The sequence below is a fragment of the Variovorax sp. WS11 genome (assembly GCF_010499245.1).
Lineage (GTDB): Bacteria > Pseudomonadota > Gammaproteobacteria > Burkholderiales > Burkholderiaceae_C > Variovorax.
Map to the genome: position 1 here is coordinate 369,436 of NZ_JAAGOW010000003.1, position 16,247 is coordinate 385,682.

At 69.6% G+C, this 16,247-nt stretch carries 17 protein-coding genes; 15 read left to right on the forward strand and 2 right to left on the reverse strand.

All coding sequences use genetic code 11. The annotated features are described in order from the left end of the window. Positions 1 to 101: 101 nt before the first annotated feature. The 4 genes from GXN78_RS27415 (at position 102) to GXN78_RS27430 (ending at position 3,820) form a co-directional block, all read left to right on the forward strand. Complete coding sequence (locus GXN78_RS27415) at positions 102 to 1,124, forward strand: 2-dehydropantoate 2-reductase (protein WP_106554719.1); 1,023 nt, start codon at positions 102 to 104, stop codon at positions 1,122 to 1,124. A gap of 25 nt (positions 1,125 to 1,149) precedes the next feature. Next, positions 1,150 to 2,403: a D-amino acid dehydrogenase gene (locus GXN78_RS27420; RefSeq protein ID WP_106554718.1), complete on the forward strand. Its 1,254-nt coding sequence runs from the start codon at positions 1,150 to 1,152 to the stop codon at positions 2,401 to 2,403. A gap of 92 nt (positions 2,404 to 2,495) precedes the next feature. Further along, positions 2,496 to 3,176 carry a hypothetical protein gene (locus tag GXN78_RS27425; RefSeq protein ID WP_106554778.1) on the forward strand — a complete coding sequence of 227 codons (681 nt, stop codon included), beginning with the start codon at positions 2,496 to 2,498 and terminating at the stop codon, positions 3,174 to 3,176. After that, complete coding sequence (locus GXN78_RS27430; protein WP_106554717.1) at positions 3,173 to 3,820, forward strand: RES family NAD+ phosphorylase; 648 nt, start codon at positions 3,173 to 3,175, stop codon at positions 3,818 to 3,820. The genes GXN78_RS27425 and GXN78_RS27430 overlap by 4 nt, the downstream gene beginning before the upstream one ends. A gap of 27 nt (positions 3,821 to 3,847) precedes the next feature. Here the strand turns inward: GXN78_RS27430 and GXN78_RS27435 are convergent, their stop codons facing one another. Together GXN78_RS27435 and GXN78_RS27440 are read right to left on the reverse strand one after the other, a co-directional pair. Then, positions 3,848 to 4,207, reverse strand: coding sequence for a hypothetical protein (locus tag GXN78_RS27435; protein ID WP_106554716.1), 360 nt, complete (start codon positions 4,205 to 4,207; stop codon positions 3,848 to 3,850). A 67-nt stretch (positions 4,208 to 4,274) separates the two neighbouring features. Further along, the gene (locus GXN78_RS27440; RefSeq protein WP_106554715.1) at positions 4,275 to 5,081 is read right to left on the reverse strand and encodes a substrate-binding domain-containing protein; all 807 of its coding nucleotides are present in this window, start codon (positions 5,079 to 5,081) and stop codon (positions 4,275 to 4,277) included. 218 nt (positions 5,082 to 5,299) lie between these two features. Between GXN78_RS27440 and GXN78_RS27445 the strand changes: the two genes are divergently transcribed. From GXN78_RS27445 to GXN78_RS27495, 11 genes are read left to right on the forward strand one after another with little or no spacing between them, the layout of a single operon-like run. Next, positions 5,300 to 6,277, forward strand: coding sequence for a tripartite tricarboxylate transporter substrate binding protein (locus GXN78_RS27445; protein WP_106554777.1), 978 nt, complete (start codon positions 5,300 to 5,302; stop codon positions 6,275 to 6,277). Positions 6,278 to 6,283: 6 nt separating this feature from the next. Continuing rightward, entirely contained in the window at positions 6,284 to 7,099 is an 816-nt protein-coding gene (locus tag GXN78_RS27450) for an SDR family oxidoreductase (RefSeq protein ID WP_106554714.1), read from the forward strand. Positions 7,100 to 7,118: 19 nt separating this feature from the next. Next, entirely contained in the window at positions 7,119 to 7,673 is a 555-nt protein-coding gene (locus GXN78_RS27455) for a cupin domain-containing protein (RefSeq protein ID WP_106554713.1), read from the forward strand. A gap of 16 nt (positions 7,674 to 7,689) precedes the next feature. Further along, positions 7,690 to 8,562, forward strand: coding sequence for an alpha/beta hydrolase (locus tag GXN78_RS27460; protein WP_106554712.1), 873 nt, complete (start codon positions 7,690 to 7,692; stop codon positions 8,560 to 8,562). Between the two features lie 27 nt (positions 8,563 to 8,589). Next, a complete protein-coding gene (locus GXN78_RS27465; RefSeq protein ID WP_106554711.1) occupies positions 8,590 to 9,417 on the forward strand; it encodes an IclR family transcriptional regulator in 828 nt (275 codons plus the stop codon). A gap of 10 nt (positions 9,418 to 9,427) precedes the next feature. Further along, positions 9,428 to 10,264 (forward strand): SDR family oxidoreductase, encoded by an 837-nt coding sequence (locus tag GXN78_RS27470; protein WP_106554710.1) that lies wholly within the window; start codon positions 9,428 to 9,430, stop codon positions 10,262 to 10,264. Then, positions 10,257 to 11,954, forward strand: coding sequence for a thiamine pyrophosphate-binding protein (locus GXN78_RS27475; protein WP_106554709.1), 1,698 nt, complete (start codon positions 10,257 to 10,259; stop codon positions 11,952 to 11,954). Before GXN78_RS27470 ends, GXN78_RS27475 begins: the two co-directional genes overlap by 8 nt. Before the next feature lie 9 nt (positions 11,955 to 11,963). After that, positions 11,964 to 12,764: an aspartate dehydrogenase gene (locus GXN78_RS27480; RefSeq protein ID WP_106554708.1), complete on the forward strand. Its 801-nt coding sequence runs from the start codon at positions 11,964 to 11,966 to the stop codon at positions 12,762 to 12,764. Between the two features lie 6 nt (positions 12,765 to 12,770). Then, complete coding sequence (locus tag GXN78_RS27485; RefSeq protein ID WP_106554707.1) at positions 12,771 to 14,246, forward strand: aldehyde dehydrogenase; 1,476 nt, start codon at positions 12,771 to 12,773, stop codon at positions 14,244 to 14,246. 13 nt (positions 14,247 to 14,259) lie between these two features. Then, a complete protein-coding gene (locus GXN78_RS27490) occupies positions 14,260 to 15,231 on the forward strand; it encodes a VOC family protein (RefSeq protein ID WP_106554706.1) in 972 nt (323 codons plus the stop codon). After that, positions 15,228 to 16,238, forward strand: a complete 1,011-nt coding sequence (locus GXN78_RS27495; RefSeq protein ID WP_239142944.1) for a tripartite tricarboxylate transporter substrate binding protein — start codon at positions 15,228 to 15,230, stop codon at positions 16,236 to 16,238. Before GXN78_RS27490 ends, GXN78_RS27495 begins: the two co-directional genes overlap by 4 nt. Positions 16,239 to 16,247 lie beyond the last annotated feature (9 nt).

Sequence of the window (16,247 nt, forward strand, 5' to 3'; positions counted from 1 at the left end):
CTTCACCGCCGCGCTGGGCGCGGGCGCCGCCCTGGCGGCCGCGCCCGCACAGCCGGTCGACTTCGAGGGGCGCGACCGCACGCGGCCCGGCGCCGACGGCCATGGCTGAGGAGGCGCTCCCCGTCGACGTGCTGGTAATGGGCGCGGGCGCCATCGGCTGCTACATCGGCGGCAGCCTGGCCTCCGAGGGCGTGCGCGTGCTCTTCGTCGGCCGTCCGCGTGTGCTCGAGCCGCTGGAGCGGCACGGGCTGCGGCTCAGCGATCTGGATGACGGCGAGCGCTACATGCCGCCCGGCACGCTTCAGGTGGCCGAGCGCATCCCGCCCGGCGTGCGGCCGGGCCTGGTGCTGCTGACCGTGAAGAGCGGCGCCACCGCGCAGGCTGCGGCCGAGCTCGGCGCGGTGCTGCCGGCGCGCACGCCGGTGATCTCGCTGCAGAACGGCGTGTCGAATGCGAGCACGGCGGCGCACGTGGCGCCGACCCTGCAGGTGCTGCCGGGCATGGTGCCGTACAACGTCGCGGAGATCGGTCCGGGCGCCTTCCATCGCGGCACCACCGGCCGCCTGGCCGTGCAGGACGACGCGGTGCTGCGGCCCTGGCTGGCCGTGTTCGAGCGCGCGGGGGTGCCGATCGACCGGCACAAGAACATGCTGCCGGTGCAGTGGGGCAAGCTGCTGCTCAACCTCAACAACCCCGTCAATGCACTGTCCGGCCTGCCGCTGCGCCGGCAGCTGATGGACCGCGGCTACCGCCGCTGCCTCGCAGCCCTGATGGACGAGGCGCTGGAGGCGCTGTCATGGGCCCACATCAAGCCGGCGCAGCTGGCGGCCGTGCCGCCGCGCCGCATGCCCGTGATCCTGCGGCTGCCGAACCCGGTGTTCCGCGTGATCGCAGCGCGCATGCTGCGCATCGACGACAAGGCGCGCTCCAGCATGGCGGACGATCTGGCGCTGGGCCGCCGCACCGAGATCGATGCGTTGTGCGGCGAGGTGGTGCGGCTCGCGCGCTCCAACGGCGCCCGCGCGCCGATGAGCGCGAAGATGGTGGAGCTGGTGGAAGCCTGGCCGGAGCGGCCGCATGCGCTCTCGGCACAGGAGTTGCTCGCGGCGCTGGGTTTGAAATGAAGCGCGTGATTTCCAAAGGAGCGGCATGCATGTCCTGATCCTCGGCAGCGGCGTCATCGGCACCACGGTGGCGTACTACCTCGCCAAGGCCGGCCACGAGGTCACGGTAGTCGACCGCCAGGACGCGCCGGCGCTCGAGACCAGCTACGCCAATGCCGGCGAGGTTTCGCCCGGCTATTCGGCGCCCTGGGCCGGGCCCGGGGTGCCGATGAAGGCCGTCAAGTGGCTGCTGATGCGCCACAGCCCGCTGGTGATCCGGCCCATGTTCGATCCCGCCATGTGGCGCTGGGGCATCGCGATGCTGTGCAACTGCACGCAGGCGCGCTACGAGATCAACAAGAGCCGCATGGTGCGCCTGGCCGAGTACAGCCGCGATTGCCTGCAGCAGCTGCGCGCCGACACCGGCATCCGCTACGACGAGCGCTCGCTGGGCACGCTGCAGCTGTTCCGCACGCAGAAGCAGCTCGACGGCACCGGCAAGGACATCGAGATCCTCAAGGCCTACGGCGTGCCCTACCAGCTGCTGGACCGCGAGGGCTGCGTGCAGTACGAGCCGGCGCTGGCCGCCGTGCGGCACAAGTTCGTGGGCGGCCTGCGCCTGCCGGGCGACGAGACCGGCGACTGCTTCAAGTTCACCCAGAGCCTGGCACGGCTGGCCGAGGCCGCGGGCGTGCGCTTCCGCTTCGGCGTGACCATCACCGACATCGCGCGCGATGCCGAGGGCGTGGCCGCGGTCCATACCGATGCCGGCCCCTTCCGCGCCGATCGCTATGTGCTCGCGCTGGGCAGCTATTCGCCGCGGCTGCTGAAGCCGCTGGACATCCGCCTGCCGGTGTACCCGGTCAAGGGCTTTTCGATCACCGTGCCGATCACCGATGCCGCGATGGCGCCCGAGTCCACCGTGATGGACGAGACCTTCAAGGTCGCGGTGACGCGCCTGGGCGAGCGCATCCGCGTGGGCGGCACGGCACAGCTGTCGGGCTACGACCTGCGCCTCAACGACCGCCGGCGCGACACGCTGGAGCACGTGGTCACCGATCTGTTCCCGGGGGGCGGCAGCGTCGAAGGGGCGGAGTTCTGGACCGGCCTGCGGCCCATGACGCCCGACGGCACGCCGCTGCTCGGCGCCACGCCGATCCCCGGGCTGCTGCTGGCGACCGGCCATGGGACGCTGGGCTGGACCATGGCGGCGGGGACGGGGCGGGTCATGGTCGACCTCATCGCGGGCCGTTCGCCCGAGATCGACATGGAAGGCCTGGGCCTGGAACGCTACGCCTGAGCGCCCCGCGGGCCGCCTCGGCCTGGCTGGTTTTGATCCATTTGATGGGAGCCTGTAGAATGAGATCAAACAGATCAACCAAGGCCTCGATGATGAGCAGTTCCGATCTCACCGCCAGGTTGCAGCAGGGCGACCTGCTGTCGCTGGAGCCCTATACCGCTGCCCGCGCGGCTCGCAAGGGCGGCGCGCGCAAGTTCCTGCTGGAGATCAAGGACGAGGCGATCTCGAAGGTGCTGCTGGCCTCCCTTCCGATGCTGGAGCGCGCGCTGCTCGAGAAAACCGCCCAGGCCCGCGAGCGCCGCATCGAGGCCGTGGTCGACTTCATGGCGGGGCAGATGGTGCTGCCGAGCGCGATCGACCGCGAGATGGCCCAGCGGCTCGCCAAGCGGCATGCGCGCGTTCTGAACGAGTTCGGGCATTTCACGGCCGAGCAACTGGCCGACGCCAACCGCTCGCAGGCCAGCAGCCGCACTGCGTTGGTGGACAACTGGCGCAAGCGCCGCCAGGTCTTCGCCGTGCCGCATCCGGACAAGAGCGCGCGCGAGCGCGACGTCTACCCCGCCTTCCAGTTCGAGGACCACAAGCCGATCAAGGCGGTGCAGGCCGTGCTCGAAGCCTTCGGCGATCGCCGGGCGCCCTGGAAGCTCGCATTGTGGTTCACCTCGAACAACGGCTGGTTGCCCGGCAGTGCGCGGCCCGTCGACCTGCTGGCATCGAACCCGCAGGCCGTGGTCGAGGCGGCGCAGCGCGACGCGGAAGAGGTCGCGGCTTGAGTTGCCGCGCGCCGGCACTGCTTCTCGACCCCCTTTTCGATCGCTGGCCGGCTGGCGCACCGATCCACGTCATCCACGACACGGCCTTTGCGCCCGAGAGCTTCAACCCCGGCGTGGATGGCGCTGGCGCTTTGCGCAAGCCCACGCGATTCGCGCCCATCCGTGATGCCAAGAACCGGGTGGTGCCCTATCTCTACGGCGGTTCGACCCTGGACTGCGCGATCTTCGAGACGGTTTTCCACGAGGTGCCGATCGACGCGCCCGACAAGTTCGTGGACCTCGACACTTTCGCGCAGCGCGGCCATGGCCAGCTCCTGCCCAGCCGCGAACTTCTGCTCGTGGACCTCACGAGCGAGGGGCTGCACCGGCTCAAGATTCCAAAGGAGGAGCTCATCGCCAGCCCGGCACGCGACTATGTGGACACCGCCCGATGGGCCGAGGCGCTGCACCGCCAATGCAAGGATGCCGATGGCCTGGTGTGGATGTCGCGCCAACGTGATCGCGACAGGGCGATGCTGCTCTTCGGCGACCGCGTGAAGGGCGCTCTTTCCGGAACGCGCATCGGCGGGCCGCTGGTGCGCAATGACGTGTTGCGCCAGGCCATCCTCGCCGCGGCGCTGCGCGCCGGCATCGATGCGTCTTGACGTTCAGGGCTCGGTCGCGCTGGCCCCTCAGTTCCGCCAGTTGCCGCGCTCGCGCAGCACGGTCTTCTTGCCCTGCGTCACGATCAGCCACCCGTCCTGCCCGACGAAGTAGCTGGTCGCGTTGCCGTCGTAGAACTGCCAGCCCAACGGGTCGCAGGGCGCGTTGCCGGACGGGCAGGGCCGCTGCCCTGGCTTGCCGAGGAGGTTGATGCGGCTGCCGTTGCGGTTGTGGGTGCCGGCATAGGCGAACTGCTCGCAGTCCGTCACGCGCTCGCCGCACATCGGGGTGATCTCCACCGTGTAGCTGCGGGTCTCCAGCGTGGCAGCCTGCAGCGGATCGAGGACGAAAAGACAGAGCAGGGCGGAGGCGGGCGCAAGTCGATTCATGGGTAGTCCGTGCAGGGCTGCGGGGCCGCCAGTGTATGTCGCTGGTGCGCGTGCAGGCACGCGCCGATCAGGGCTTGGCGGCTGCCGGCTCCAGCCCGCTCTTGACGATCGCCGGCGCCGCTTGCGGCGAGGTGAAGTAGCGGATCAACTGCTTCGCCGCCTCGGGCTGCCGCGCCGTGCTCGAGATGCCGGCCGAGAACACGGTGACGCGCTGCACTTCCGCCGGTAGCGGCCCGACGTAGTCGATGCCCTGGATCGGCAGCAGTTCGCTCACCTGCTGCAGGCCCAGCGCCGCGTCGCCACGCGCGACCACTGCGCCGACCCGTTCGCTCAGGATGCGCCGGCTCTTGGGCTTCACCTGCTCCTCGATGCCGAGCTTCTTGAGCAGCTCGGTCTCGTAGTAGGTGCCGCTGGCGCTGGCCGAGTAGGCGATCGAGGGCGCCGCGAGCAGCGTGCGCTTGAGTGCGTCGACCGTGCCGATGTCCGGCTTGGGCGTGCCGCTGCGCACCGCGAAGCCGATGGATGAGCGCACCAGGTCGACCTGGCTGCCCGGCACCACCTTGCCGTGCGCCACCAGGGCATCGAGGGCAGGGCGCGCCAGGATCACGATGTCGACCGGTTCGCCGCGCGCCAGCCGGCTCGGGATCGAGTCGCTGGCCGCGCCCATCGAGGCGCCATAGGCCGTCTGCACCTTGTGGCCGGTGGCCTTCTCGTAGGCGGGCGTGAGCTCGTCGTAGGCGGCAGTGAAGCCGCCGGAAGTCATCACGCGGATTTCGGTGCCGGCGGGTGCGACGGCTTGGGTAGCGGCGTAGCCGGCGAGGGTGAATGCGGCCAGCAGCAGGGCGGCGCGGCGCGTGAGCCTGGGAAAAGTCATGGGTGTCTCCGGGAAGTAAACCCGCCCATCCTAAAAAGCCAAGCTGTCAGTTCGCGTTCACGCGGGTCAGGGTAAACGCGCCCGAACCAAGGGTTTATGCCTAGACAGCCTGAGCACTTCGGGATTATTCTTCGCCTATACGTTCCATTAATAAATCAATGTTTTATTAGTGGAACAAACAAAGTCTATCACCAAGACCACGGATCGAAACCAAGATGATGAAGCCCACCCGTCGCCAGGCGCTCGCGCTGGCCGTTTCCCTCGCTGCTGCCGGCACCGCCGCTCCGATCTGGGCGCAAGGCTATCCGGCCAAGCCGATCACGCTCGTGGTCGCCTATCCGGCCGGCGGCGACACCGACGCGCTGGCGCGCCTGTTCGCCGAGAAGCTGTCCACGCGCATCGGCCAGCCGGTGGTGGTCGACAACCGCCCCGGCGCCAGCGGCGTGATCGGCAGCAGCTTCGTGGCCAAGGCGCCGGCCGACGGCTACACGCTGCTGCTGGCGCCCAGCACCTTCTCGATCGCGCAGCTGGTGCTGAAGACCGGCGGCAGCGCGAGCTACGACGTACTCAACGGCTTCACGCCCGTCGTCCAGGTCGGCACGCTGCCGCTGTTCCTGGTGGCGGGCGCGGGCACCGGCTTCAAGACCTTCAAGGACGTGCAGGCCGCCAAGGGCCAGACGCTCTCGTATGCCAGCCCCGGCAGCGGCTCGCCGATGCACATCCTGGGCGAGATGGTCAACAAGGCGGCGGGCATGAACCTCGGCCACGTGCCCTACAAGGGCGTGGCCCCGGCGGTCAACGACGTGCTGGGCGGCCATGTGCCGCTGACCTACATCACCTATGGCCCCGTTGCGCCGCACCTCGCTGGCGGCAAGATGCTGCCGCTCGCGGTCGCGGAACGCACCCGCTCGCCGCTGGCGCCCAACGTGCCCACCTTCGCCGAGCTGGGCTACAAGAACGTCGAAGTGACGGCCTGGCACGGCCTCTTCGGGCCCAAGGGCCTGCCGCCCGAGATCGTGAAGACGCTCAACGGCCACTTCAACGAGATCCTCAGGATGCCCGACGTGGTGTCGAAGATGGCGGTGCTCGGCGCCTTGCCGCTGGGCGGCGCGCCGGAGGTGCTGGCCAAGACCAATGCGGCCGACTTCGAGCGCTTCGGCAAGATCATCAAGGAGCTCGGCATCCAAGCCGATTGAAGCACCATGACCGAGCTCAAGGCCATCCCCGATCCCGACAGCCTGCAGGCCCTACTGGCCGAGCTGCCGGCCAACCTGCTTGCCGGCCGGCGCGTGCTGGTGACGGGCGCCGCGCGCGGCCTCGGGCTGGCATTCGCCCAATGCATCGCCGCAGCGGGCGCTTCCGTGGTGCTGGCCGACATTCTTTCGGAACTGGCCGAGACCGAGGCCCACGCCTTGCGCAAGGCCGGCTTCAAGGCTCACGCGCTGGCGCTGGACCTGTGCGATCCGGCTTCGATTGACGCCTGCGCCGCCGCGGCAGTGAAAGCGCTCGGCGGCCTCGATGGCCTGGTCAACAACGCCGCCATCACCAATTCCGGCGGCCGCGACGCCCATGCGCTGGACATCGAAACCTGGGACCGCGTGATGGACGTCAACGTGCGCGGCACCTGGCTCATGAGCCGCGCCTGCCAGCCGGCCCTCGCGCAGGGCGGGCGCGGCGCCATCGTCAACCTCGCGTCCGACACCGCCTTGTGGGGCGCGCCCAAGCTGCTGGCCTATGCCTCGAGCAAGGGCGCCGTGATTTCGATGACGCGGTCGCTGGCGCGGGAGTGGGGCGAGTCCGGCATCACCGTCAACGCGGTCGCGCCCGGGCTCACGCTGGTGGAAGCCACCGAGTACGTGCCGCTGGCACGCCACCAGAAGTACCTCGAGGGCCGCGCCCTCCCGCGCGAGCAGCAGGCGGTGGACGTCTGCGGCGCGGTGCTCTTTTCCCTGTCCGGCCTGTCGCGCTTCGTGACCGGCCAGCTGCTCGCCGTCAACGGCGGCTACGTGATGCATTGATCCTTCAAGGAGTTATTCGATGAGCGATTTGTCAGAGCAAAAGAAATTCGACGACAGCAAGGTCGGCGAGACCCTGCGCCGCCCCGAGGGCGCGAGTCTGGAGGCGTGGATGAACAGCCGCATCGCGCGCTATTCGACGCGCAAGTACGACTGGGACGCGCTGAAGTTCCAGGCCGACTTCGACCCCAAGTTCCGCCGCGCGCAGATGCGCTACGTGGGCACCGGCGGCACCGGCGTGGCGAGCGACGTCAACACCATTCCGGCCGAGAGCTTCACCTTCTCGACCATGGTGATCCCGGCCGGCCACGAAGGCCCGCCGCACCTGCATACCGACGTGGAAGAAGTGTTCTTCCTGCTGCGCGGCAAGCTCAAGGTGGTGCTGACCACGGCCGAGGGCGAGCGCTACGAGACCGTGCTGACCGACCGCGACCTGATCTCGGTGCCCCCGGGCGTGTACCGCGAGGAGATCAACATCGGCGACGAGGATGCGCTGATGTGCGTGATGCTGGGTTCCAGGAAGCCGGTCACGCCGACGTACCCGGCTGACCATCCGCTCGCCAAGATCAAGCGCTGATCGCGACGCAGAAGCCATGAGCGAGACCACCGTGATCGAAGTCCCCAGCTTGCCGGCCGCCGAGCTGGCGCGCCTCGACGCGCGCTTCCCGGCACGCAGCGTGCCGGTGCAGGGCGGTGCCGTGGTCTCGGTGCGCGAATGCGGCGCGGGACCGGCGATCGTGTGCCTGCACGGCATCGGCTCGGGCTCGGCCTCGTGGCTCGACACGGCCTTGCTGCTCGAAGGCGAGGCGCGGCTGATCGCGTGGGATGCGCCGGGCTATGGCGCATCGACACCGCTGGCCGCGCAGGCACCTACCGCACACGACTACGCGCAGCGCTTGCAGGGCCTGCTCGATGCCCTGGACATCCAGTCCTGCGTGCTGGTCGGCCATTCGCTCGGCGCGCTGATGGCTGCGTCCGCCGCGCGTCCCGGCTCGCCGCTCGCCTCGCGCATTTCGAAGCTGCAGCTGATCAGCCCGGCCGCCGGCTACGGCGCCGCAGGCCGTGCAGCGGCGCAGGCCCGCGTGCGCGCCGAGCGCCTGGGCACGCTGGCTGAGCTGGGCATAGCCGGCATGGCCGCAAAGCGCTCGGGCCGGCTGCTGTCGGAACACGCGAGCGAGACCGCGCGCCAATGGGTGCGCTGGAACATGGCGCGCCTGCATGAGGCGGGGTATCGTCAAGCCGTGGAGCTGCTGTGCGGCGCCGACCTGCTGGCCGACCTGCCGCCCGCCGTGCCGGTGCGCGTGGCCTGCGGTGCGCTGGACGTCGTCACCACGCCCGAAGCCTGCGCCGAGGTCGCGAAGCAATGCGGCGTGCCGCTCGAGCTGCTGTCCGATGCCGGCCACGCGAGCTACGTGGAGCAGCCCGCCGCAGTCGCCGCACTGCTGCGCGAAGCCCTCGCAGACTGATCGATCCACAAGAACGACGAGAGAACCATGAGCAACGAATTGATGGAAGAGGGCGCCGATCGCTACAACGTGCCGGCCCTGGAACGCGGCCTGCGCATGCTGTGCGAGTTCAGCCGCGAGAGCCGCACCCTGTCCGCGCCCGAGCTGGCGCGCCGCTTCGACCTGCCGCGCTCGACCGTGTTCCGCTTGCTCAGCACGCTGGAGAACATGGGCTTCCTGGAGCGCGCCGAGGGCGGCCGCGACTACCGCCTGGGCCTGGCCGTGCTGCGGCTGGGCTTCGAGTACCTGGCCTCGCTGGAGCTCACGCAGCTCGGCACGCCGCTGCTCAACCGCCTCTGCGAGGAGCTGCGCACGCCCTGCAACCTGGTAGTGCGCGACGGCCGCTCCATCGTCTACGTTGCCAAGGTCGCGCCGCCTTCGCCCTTTGCCAGCTCGGTCACGGTGGGCACGCGCCTGCCGGCCCATGCCACGGTGCTGGGCCGCATCCTGCTGGAAGACCTGACGCTGCCGCAGCTGCGCGCGCTCTACCCGGAGGACAAGCTGGAGACCTTCTCGCCGAGCACGCCCAAGACGGTCAACGAGCTCTTCGACATGGTCCAGGCCGACCGCGACCGCGGCTACGTGCTGGGCGAGGGCTTCTTCGAATCGAACATCTCCACCATCGCCGCGCCGGTGCGCGACCACGGCGGCCACATCGTGGCGGCGCTGGGGGCAACCATCACCTCCGGCCACATCGACGAGGCCCGCATGGACGAGATGGTGCAGCGCGTGCGCGGCACGGCCGACGAGATCTCGGGCCTCCTGAACTACGCACCCGAAGGCAAGGCCAAGGTGGTCCCGCTGCGCAGCGCCTGAGGCCGACGACATGGCAACATCGACTTCCCCTTCCTTCTTCGCCCCCGATGCGCTGGCCGGCCGTGTGGCAGTGGTGACCGGCGGTTCGTCGGGCATCGGCCTCGCGACCGTCGAAGCCCTGCTCGACTGCGGCGCCGCGGTCGCGCTGTTCGGCCGCAATGCCGAGCGGCTGGATCGCGCCGTGGCCGGGCTGCGCGAGAGCCGGCCGCAGGCCACGCTCTTCGCCCAGACCTGCGACGTGCTGGACCCTGCCTCGGTGAAGGCCTTCGCCGCGGCCAGCGAGGCTGCGCTCGGCCCGGCTTCCATGCTGATCAACAACGCCGGTCAGGGCCGCGTCTCCACTTTCGCCGACACCGAGGACGCCGCCTGGACCGAGGAGCTGAACCTCAAGTTCTTCTCCGTCATCCATCCGACGCGCGCCTTCCTGCCGCAGCTGGCGGCGCAGCGCGCCGTGGTGGGCGATGCATCCATCGTCTGCGCCAACTCGCTGCTGGCGCGCCAGCCGGAGCCTCACATGGTCGCGACCTCGGCTGCGCGCGCGGGCCTGCTGAACCTGGTGCGCTCGATGGCCACCGAGTTCGCGCCGCAGGGCGTGCGCGTCAACGGCATCCTGATCGGCCTGGTCGAGTCGGGCCAATGGCGCCGCCGCTTCGAGGCGCGCGAAGACAAGTCGCTGGATTGGTCCACATGGAGCGGCCAACTTGCCAGCAACAAACACATCCCGCTGGGTCGCCTGGGGCTTCCGACCGAAGCCGCACGCGCGATTCTTTTTCTCGCTTCCCCTCTCGCTTCCTATACGACGGGCAGCCACATCGACATTTCCGGAGGCCTTTCCCGCCATGCATAACGCTCCCAGCAATCCCCAGGTCACGGTCGGCGCGGTCGTCGCCGCCTTCCTCGAACAGTGCGGGGTCAAGGCCGCCTTCGGTGTGATCTCGATCCACAACATGCCGATCCTCGATGCCTTCGCGCAGCGCGGGGCGGTCCGCTTCATCTCGGCGCGCGGCGAGGCCGGCGCGGGCAACATGGCCGACGCCTACGCCCGCTCCACCGCCAGCCTGGGCGTGTGCGTGACCAGCACCGGCCCCGCCGCGGGCAACATCGCCGGCAGCATGGTGGAGGCGCTCACCGCCGGCGCGCCCGTGCTGCACATCACCGGCCAGATCGAGACGCCCTACCTGGACAAGGGCATGTCGTACATCCATGAGGCGCCGGACCAGCTGACCATGCTCAAGGCCGTCTCCAAGGCCGCCTTCCGCGTGCGCAGCGTCGAGAACGTGCTGGGCACGCTCAAGCGCGCGGTGCAGGTCGCGCTCACCGCGCCCACCGGCCCGGTCAGCGTGGAGATCCCGATCGACATCCAGTCGGCGCTCACCACGATGCCGGCGGATCTTTCGCCGCTGCCCATCGAGGCGGCCGTGCCCTCGAAAGCCGGGCTCGATGCCTTGGCAGCGAAGCTCGCTTCCGCCAAGCGCCCGATGCTGTGGATCGGCGGCGGCGCGCGCCGCGCCGGCGCGGCGATCAAGCGGCTGCAGAAGCTGGGCTTCGGCGTCGTGACGACCACGCAGGGCCGCGGCACGGTGCCCGAGGACGATCCGGGTTCGCTCGGCGCCTACAACATTCAAAGGCCGGTCGAGGACTTCTACCAGACCTGCGACGCGATGCTGGTGGTCGGCTCGCGCCTGCGCGGCAACGAAACGCTCAAGTACGAGCTGAAGCTCCCGCGTCCGCTGTACCGCGTCGATGCCGATGCCGCAGCAGAAGGCCGCTGCTACGAGACCGACGCCTTCGTCTGCGGCGATGCCGCACTCGCGCTCGAAGGGCTGGCCGACCGGCTGGAAGCGCTGCGGTACCACGCCGATCCGGCGCTGCTCGCCGACCTGCGCGCCGCGCACGACCAGGCGGTCGCCACGCTGCGCGACGGCCTCGGCCCCTACGCCGAACTCGTGCGCCAGATCCAGTCCGTGGCCGGGCGCAGCTTCAACTGGGTGCGCGACGTCACCGTCTCCAACAGCACCTGGGGCAACCGCGAACTGCGCGTCTTCGAACCGAGCGCCGGCGTGCACGCCACGGGCGGGGGCATCGGCCAGGGCATGCCCATGGCCATCGGCGCGGCCATCGGCGCGGCGGTGACCGGCTCGGGCCGCAAGACCTTCTGCCTGGCCGGCGACGGCGGCTTCATCCTCAACCTGGGCGAACTGGCCTGCATGGTGCAGGAAGAGGCCCCCATGGTGATCGTGCTGATGAACGACAAGAGCTACGGCGTGATCAAGAACATCCAGGACGCGCAGTACGGCGGCCGCCGCTGCTACGCCGACCTGCACACGCCCGACTACGCGCTGCTGTGCAAGTCCATCGCGCTGCCGCATGCGCGCGTCTCGCGCCTGGAAGAGCTGAAGGGCCAGCTCGACGAGGCGCTGGCCGCGCGCGGGCCCTTCCTGCTGGAGATCGACATGCTGTCGATCGGCGGCTTCAAGAGCACCTTCGCCGGCCCGCCGACCAACACCGTGACGCAGATCCCTGCGCTCGCGAAGTGAGGCACTGACATGCTGCGCGTGGCACTCATCGGTTGCGGCGCCATCGGCAGCTCGGTCATCGAGCTGCTGAAGGGCGATGCGGGGCTGGCAGTGGTGGCGGTGGTCACCCCCGCCGAGGGCGTGGTCGCCGCGCAGGCGGCCTTGCAGAAGCTGGCGCCCGGCGTGCAGGTCTGCACCGGCGTGCCTGAGTCCGGCGTCGACCTGGTGGTCGAGACCGCCGGCCACGCGGCGATCGAGGAACACGTGCTGCCGGCGCTGCGGCGCGGCACGCCCTGCGTGGTCGCCTCCGTCGGTGCGCTCTCTGCGCCTGGCTTGGCGGAGAAGCTCGAGATCGCGGCCATCACCGGCGGCACCCAGGTGCAGCTGATCGCCGGCGCCATCGGCGCCATCGATGCGCTCGCCGCGGCCCGCATCGGCGGACTCGACAGCGTGCGCTACACCGGCCGCAAGCCGCCGCGCGCCTGGAAGGGCACGCCGGCGGAGCAGGGCCGTGACCTCGATGCGCTCACGGCCGAATGCGTGATCTTCGAAGGCAGCGCGCGCGAGGCCGCAGCGCTCTACCCGAAGAACGCCAACGTGGCGGCCACCGTCTCGCTCGCGGGCCTGGGGCTGGATCGCACGCTGGTGCGCCTCATCGCCGATCCGACGGTGGACGAGAACGTGCACACGGTCGAGGCCGAGGGCGCCTTCGGCAGCTTCGAGCTGAGCATGCGCAACAAGCCGCTCGCGGCCAATCCCAAGACTTCCGCGCTGACGGTCTACAGCGCCGTTCGCGCCTTGCGCAACCGCGCTGCGGCACTTGCCATCTGATTCATCATGATCTCCACAGAACTCCTCCCCATCAACGTGGCCGGCGAATGGCGCCTGGGCGGCGGCGACGCGTACGAGAGCCTCTATCCCGCCACTGGCGAACCCATCGCCCGCTTGAAGGCTGCGAGCCTGGCCGATGTCGACGAGGCCATCGTGCGCGCCGACCTGGCTTTCCGTACCAGCGGCTGGGCGCAGAAGCTGCCGCACGAGCGCGCCGCGGTGCTGCACCGGGTGGCGCAGCTGATCCGCGATGAGGCCGAGCCGCTGGCGCAGAAGCAGCGCCTGGACAACGGCAAGCCGATCAACGAGACGCGCGCGCTGGTGGCGAGCGCGGCCGCCACCTTCCAGTTTTTCGCGGCGGCGCTGGAGACGCTGGAAGAGACGATCACGCCCTCGCGCGGCCCCTTCGTCACGATGAGCGTGCACGAGCCCATGGGCGTGGTGGCCGCCATCACGCCGTGGAATTCGCCGATCGCGAGCGAGGCGCAGAAGCTGGCGCCGGCGCTGGCGGCCGGCAATGCGGTGATCGTCAAGCCGGCCGAGGTCACGCCGCTGATGGCGCTGGAACTGGCCCGCATCTGCGAGGCCGCCGGCGTGCCGAAGGGCATCGTGAGCGTGCTGCCGGGCAAGGGCTCGGTCATCGGCGATGCGATCACCAAGCATCCGCTGGTCAAGCGCGTGTCCTTCACCGGCGGCACGACGACGGGCAAGCACATCGCCCACATCGCGGCCGACAAGATGATGCCGGTCTCGCTGGAGCTGGGCGGCAAGTCGCCCACCATGGTGCTGGAGGATGCTGACCTGGACCACGCGGTCAACGGCGTGCTCTACGGCATCTTCAGCTCCTCGGGCGAGTCGTGCATCGCGGGTTCGCGCCTCTTCGTGGCGCGCCGCATCTACGACGAGTTCGTCACGCGCGTGGCCGAGGCGGCCGCGATGCTGCGGGTCGGCGATCCGGCCTCGGAACGGACCCAGATGGGCCCGCTGATCACCGCGAAGCATCGCGAGAGCATCGAGCGCTACGTGGAGATCGGCGTCTCCGAGGGTGGGCAGATCCGCACCGGCGGCGTGCGCCCGCATGGCGCCGAGTTCGAAAGGGGCTACTTCTACACGCCCACCATCCTGGAAGGCCTCACCAACAGCGCGCGGATCAGCCAAGAAGAAGTCTTCGGCCCGGTGCTGGTCGCCATGCCCTTCGACAACGAGGAAGAACTGATCGCCCAGGCCAACGACAGCGTCTACGCGCTGGCCGCGGGCGTGTGGAGCCGCGACTTCAAGCGCGCCTGGCGCCTCGGCCGCGCGGTGCAGGCCGGCACGGTCTGGGTCAACACCTACAAGCAGTTCTCGGTCTCCACGCCTTTCGGTGGCTGGCGCGACAGCGGCCTGGGCCGCGAGAAGGGGCGAGAAGGGATCTTTCAGTACATGGAGCAAAAGAGCATGTACTGGGGCACCAACGAGCAGCCGCTGCCGTGGGCCAACTGAAGGGAGTCATGCCATGAGCGTTCTTGGAATCGATCAGATTACTTATGCGGCGGATGATCTGCCGACCTGCCGGCGCTTCTTCTCGGACTGGGGCCTGGCGCTCAAGTCGGAGACTGCGGACCAGCTCGTGTTCGAGTGCCTGAATGGTTGTCGCGTCGTGGTTGCCGCGCTGGGCACGCCGGGCCTGCCGGCCGCGGTGGAGGAGGGGCCGACGCTGCTCGAAGTGGTGTGGGGCGTCGAGAGCGAGGCCGACCTCGCGCGCTATGCCGCGGCCATCGCGAAGGACCCCGGCTTCGTCGACGGCGAGGCCGAGGGCGCACGCCGCATCGGCTGCACCGACCCCAACGGCCTGGCCGTCCGCCTGCAGGTCAGCCGCAAGCGCAGCATCGACGTCGAGTGCGGCGCGATGAACACCTGGAATGCCAAGCCCCGCGTCAACCAGGCCGCGCCGGTCTACGAGCGCGCGACGCCGATCGAGGTGGGCCACGTGGTCTTCTTCGTGGCCGACGTGAAGGCCACCGCCGACTTCTATGCGAAGCGCTTCGGCTTCGTGGGCTCCGACAGCTACCCCAACCGCGGCGCGTTCATGCGCTGCGCACCCGAGGGTGGCCACCACGACCTGTTCCTGCTGCAGCTGCCCTCGGGCAAGCGCGGGCTCAACCACGTGGCCTTCACCGTGCGCGACATCCACGAGGTCTTCGGCGGTGGGCTGCACTTCTCGCGCTGCGGCTGGGAAACCCAGTTGGGCCCGGGACGGCATCCGGTGTCTTCCGCCTATTTCTGGTACTTCAAGAACCCGGCCGGCGGCCTGATCGAGTACTACGCCGACGAAGACCAGCTCACGGCCGAGTGGCAGCCGCGCGAGTTCGAACCGGGCCCGACCGTGTTTGCCGAATGGGCGGTCGATGGCGGCCTCGATGGGAACACCCGCCGCCAGAAGAACGCAGAGGGCCCGCAGGGCAAGTTCCTCACCGAAAAGAAATGACTTCCAAGACCATGCAACGACGCACCTCCCTGTTGTCCCTTGCCGGCGCCGCCCTGATGGCACTGGCCGCCGTCGCGCCGGCCCATGCGCAGAACGCCGTGGAGAAGCAGCTTTCGAGCGACCGCTTCACCATCGTCTCGCCGTTCCCGCCGGGCGGTCCGGTCGACACCCTGGCACGCGTGCTCTCCGAAGGCCTGGCCAAGCGCTACGGCCAGGCGGCGGTGGTCGAGAACATGCCGGGCGCGGCCGGCAACATCGGCATCGACAAGGTCAAGCGCGCGAAGGGCGACGGCCACACGCTGCTGGTGGTGCCTGCCGGCAACCTGACGATCAACCCGACGCTGATGCCGAACTTCCCCTTCGACATCGAGAAGGACTTCGTGCCCGTCACCATGCTGGCCAAGGCGCCCAACGTGCTGGTGGCCTCGCCCTCGGCCGGCATCAAGAGCGCCAAGGACCTGGTGGCCCAGGCCAAGGCCAAGCCGGGCACGCTGTCCTATGCGTCGCCGGGCGTGGGCAGCGGCCTGCACCTGGCCGGCGAGCTCTTCAAGCAGCAGGCCGGCGTCGACCTGCTGCACGTGCCCTACAAGGGCACGGCGCCCGCGCTCAACGACGTGCTGGGCGGCGTGGTGCCGCTGATGTTCAGCAACCTGCCCGCCACGCTGCCCTTCATCAAGAACGGCAAGCTGGTCGCACTGGCCGTGACCGAGGCCCAGCGCAGCCCGGCCGCGCCGGAGATCCCGACGCTGGCGGAGCAGGGCATCCAGGGCGTGGCCGTGACCTCCTGGTACGGCCTGCTGGCGCCCGCCGGCACGCCGCCGGCGGTGGCTGAGCAGCTGGCCAAGGATGCCGCGCAGTTCCTGGCCCAGCCCGAGGTGCGCGAGCGCCTGAAGGCCCAGGGCATGACCGAAGCCACCATGAAGCCGGGCGAGTTCGCCGTCCACATGCGCGACGAGACCGCCATGTGGGCCCGAATCATCAAGGCCCGCAACATCGTGGCCGAATAAGACAACGAA

What these genes read in the sequence shown, in the direction of transcription:
- GXN78_RS27440 (WP_106554715.1), bottom strand. Translation starts at nt 5,081, where the DNA reads ATGACTTTTCCCAGGCTCACGCGCCGCGCCGCCCTGCTGCTGGCCGCA.
- GXN78_RS27455 (WP_106554713.1), top strand. Translation starts at nt 7,119, where the DNA reads ATGAGCGATTTGTCAGAGCAAAAGAAATTCGACGACAGCAAGGTCGGC.
- GXN78_RS27485 (WP_106554707.1), top strand. Translation starts at nt 12,771, where the DNA reads ATGATCTCCACAGAACTCCTCCCCATCAACGTGGCCGGCGAATGGCGC.
- GXN78_RS27425 (WP_106554778.1), top strand. Translation starts at nt 2,496, where the DNA reads ATGAGCAGTTCCGATCTCACCGCCAGGTTGCAGCAGGGCGACCTGCTG.
- GXN78_RS27480 (WP_106554708.1), top strand. Translation starts at nt 11,964, where the DNA reads ATGCTGCGCGTGGCACTCATCGGTTGCGGCGCCATCGGCAGCTCGGTC.
- GXN78_RS27450 (WP_106554714.1), top strand. Translation starts at nt 6,284, where the DNA reads ATGACCGAGCTCAAGGCCATCCCCGATCCCGACAGCCTGCAGGCCCTA.
- GXN78_RS27435 (WP_106554716.1), bottom strand. Translation starts at nt 4,207, where the DNA reads ATGAATCGACTTGCGCCCGCCTCCGCCCTGCTCTGTCTTTTCGTCCTC.
- GXN78_RS27490 (WP_106554706.1), top strand. Translation starts at nt 14,260, where the DNA reads ATGAGCGTTCTTGGAATCGATCAGATTACTTATGCGGCGGATGATCTG.
- GXN78_RS27445 (WP_106554777.1), top strand. Translation starts at nt 5,300, where the DNA reads ATGAAGCCCACCCGTCGCCAGGCGCTCGCGCTGGCCGTTTCCCTCGCT.
- GXN78_RS27495 (WP_239142944.1), top strand. Translation starts at nt 15,228, where the DNA reads ATGACTTCCAAGACCATGCAACGACGCACCTCCCTGTTGTCCCTTGCC.
- GXN78_RS27415 (WP_106554719.1), top strand. Translation starts at nt 102, where the DNA reads ATGGCTGAGGAGGCGCTCCCCGTCGACGTGCTGGTAATGGGCGCGGGC.
- GXN78_RS27420 (WP_106554718.1), top strand. Translation starts at nt 1,150, where the DNA reads ATGCATGTCCTGATCCTCGGCAGCGGCGTCATCGGCACCACGGTGGCG.
- GXN78_RS27460 (WP_106554712.1), top strand. Translation starts at nt 7,690, where the DNA reads ATGAGCGAGACCACCGTGATCGAAGTCCCCAGCTTGCCGGCCGCCGAG.
- GXN78_RS27465 (WP_106554711.1), top strand. Translation starts at nt 8,590, where the DNA reads ATGAGCAACGAATTGATGGAAGAGGGCGCCGATCGCTACAACGTGCCG.
- GXN78_RS27470 (WP_106554710.1), top strand. Translation starts at nt 9,428, where the DNA reads ATGGCAACATCGACTTCCCCTTCCTTCTTCGCCCCCGATGCGCTGGCC.
- GXN78_RS27475 (WP_106554709.1), top strand. Translation starts at nt 10,257, where the DNA reads ATGCATAACGCTCCCAGCAATCCCCAGGTCACGGTCGGCGCGGTCGTC.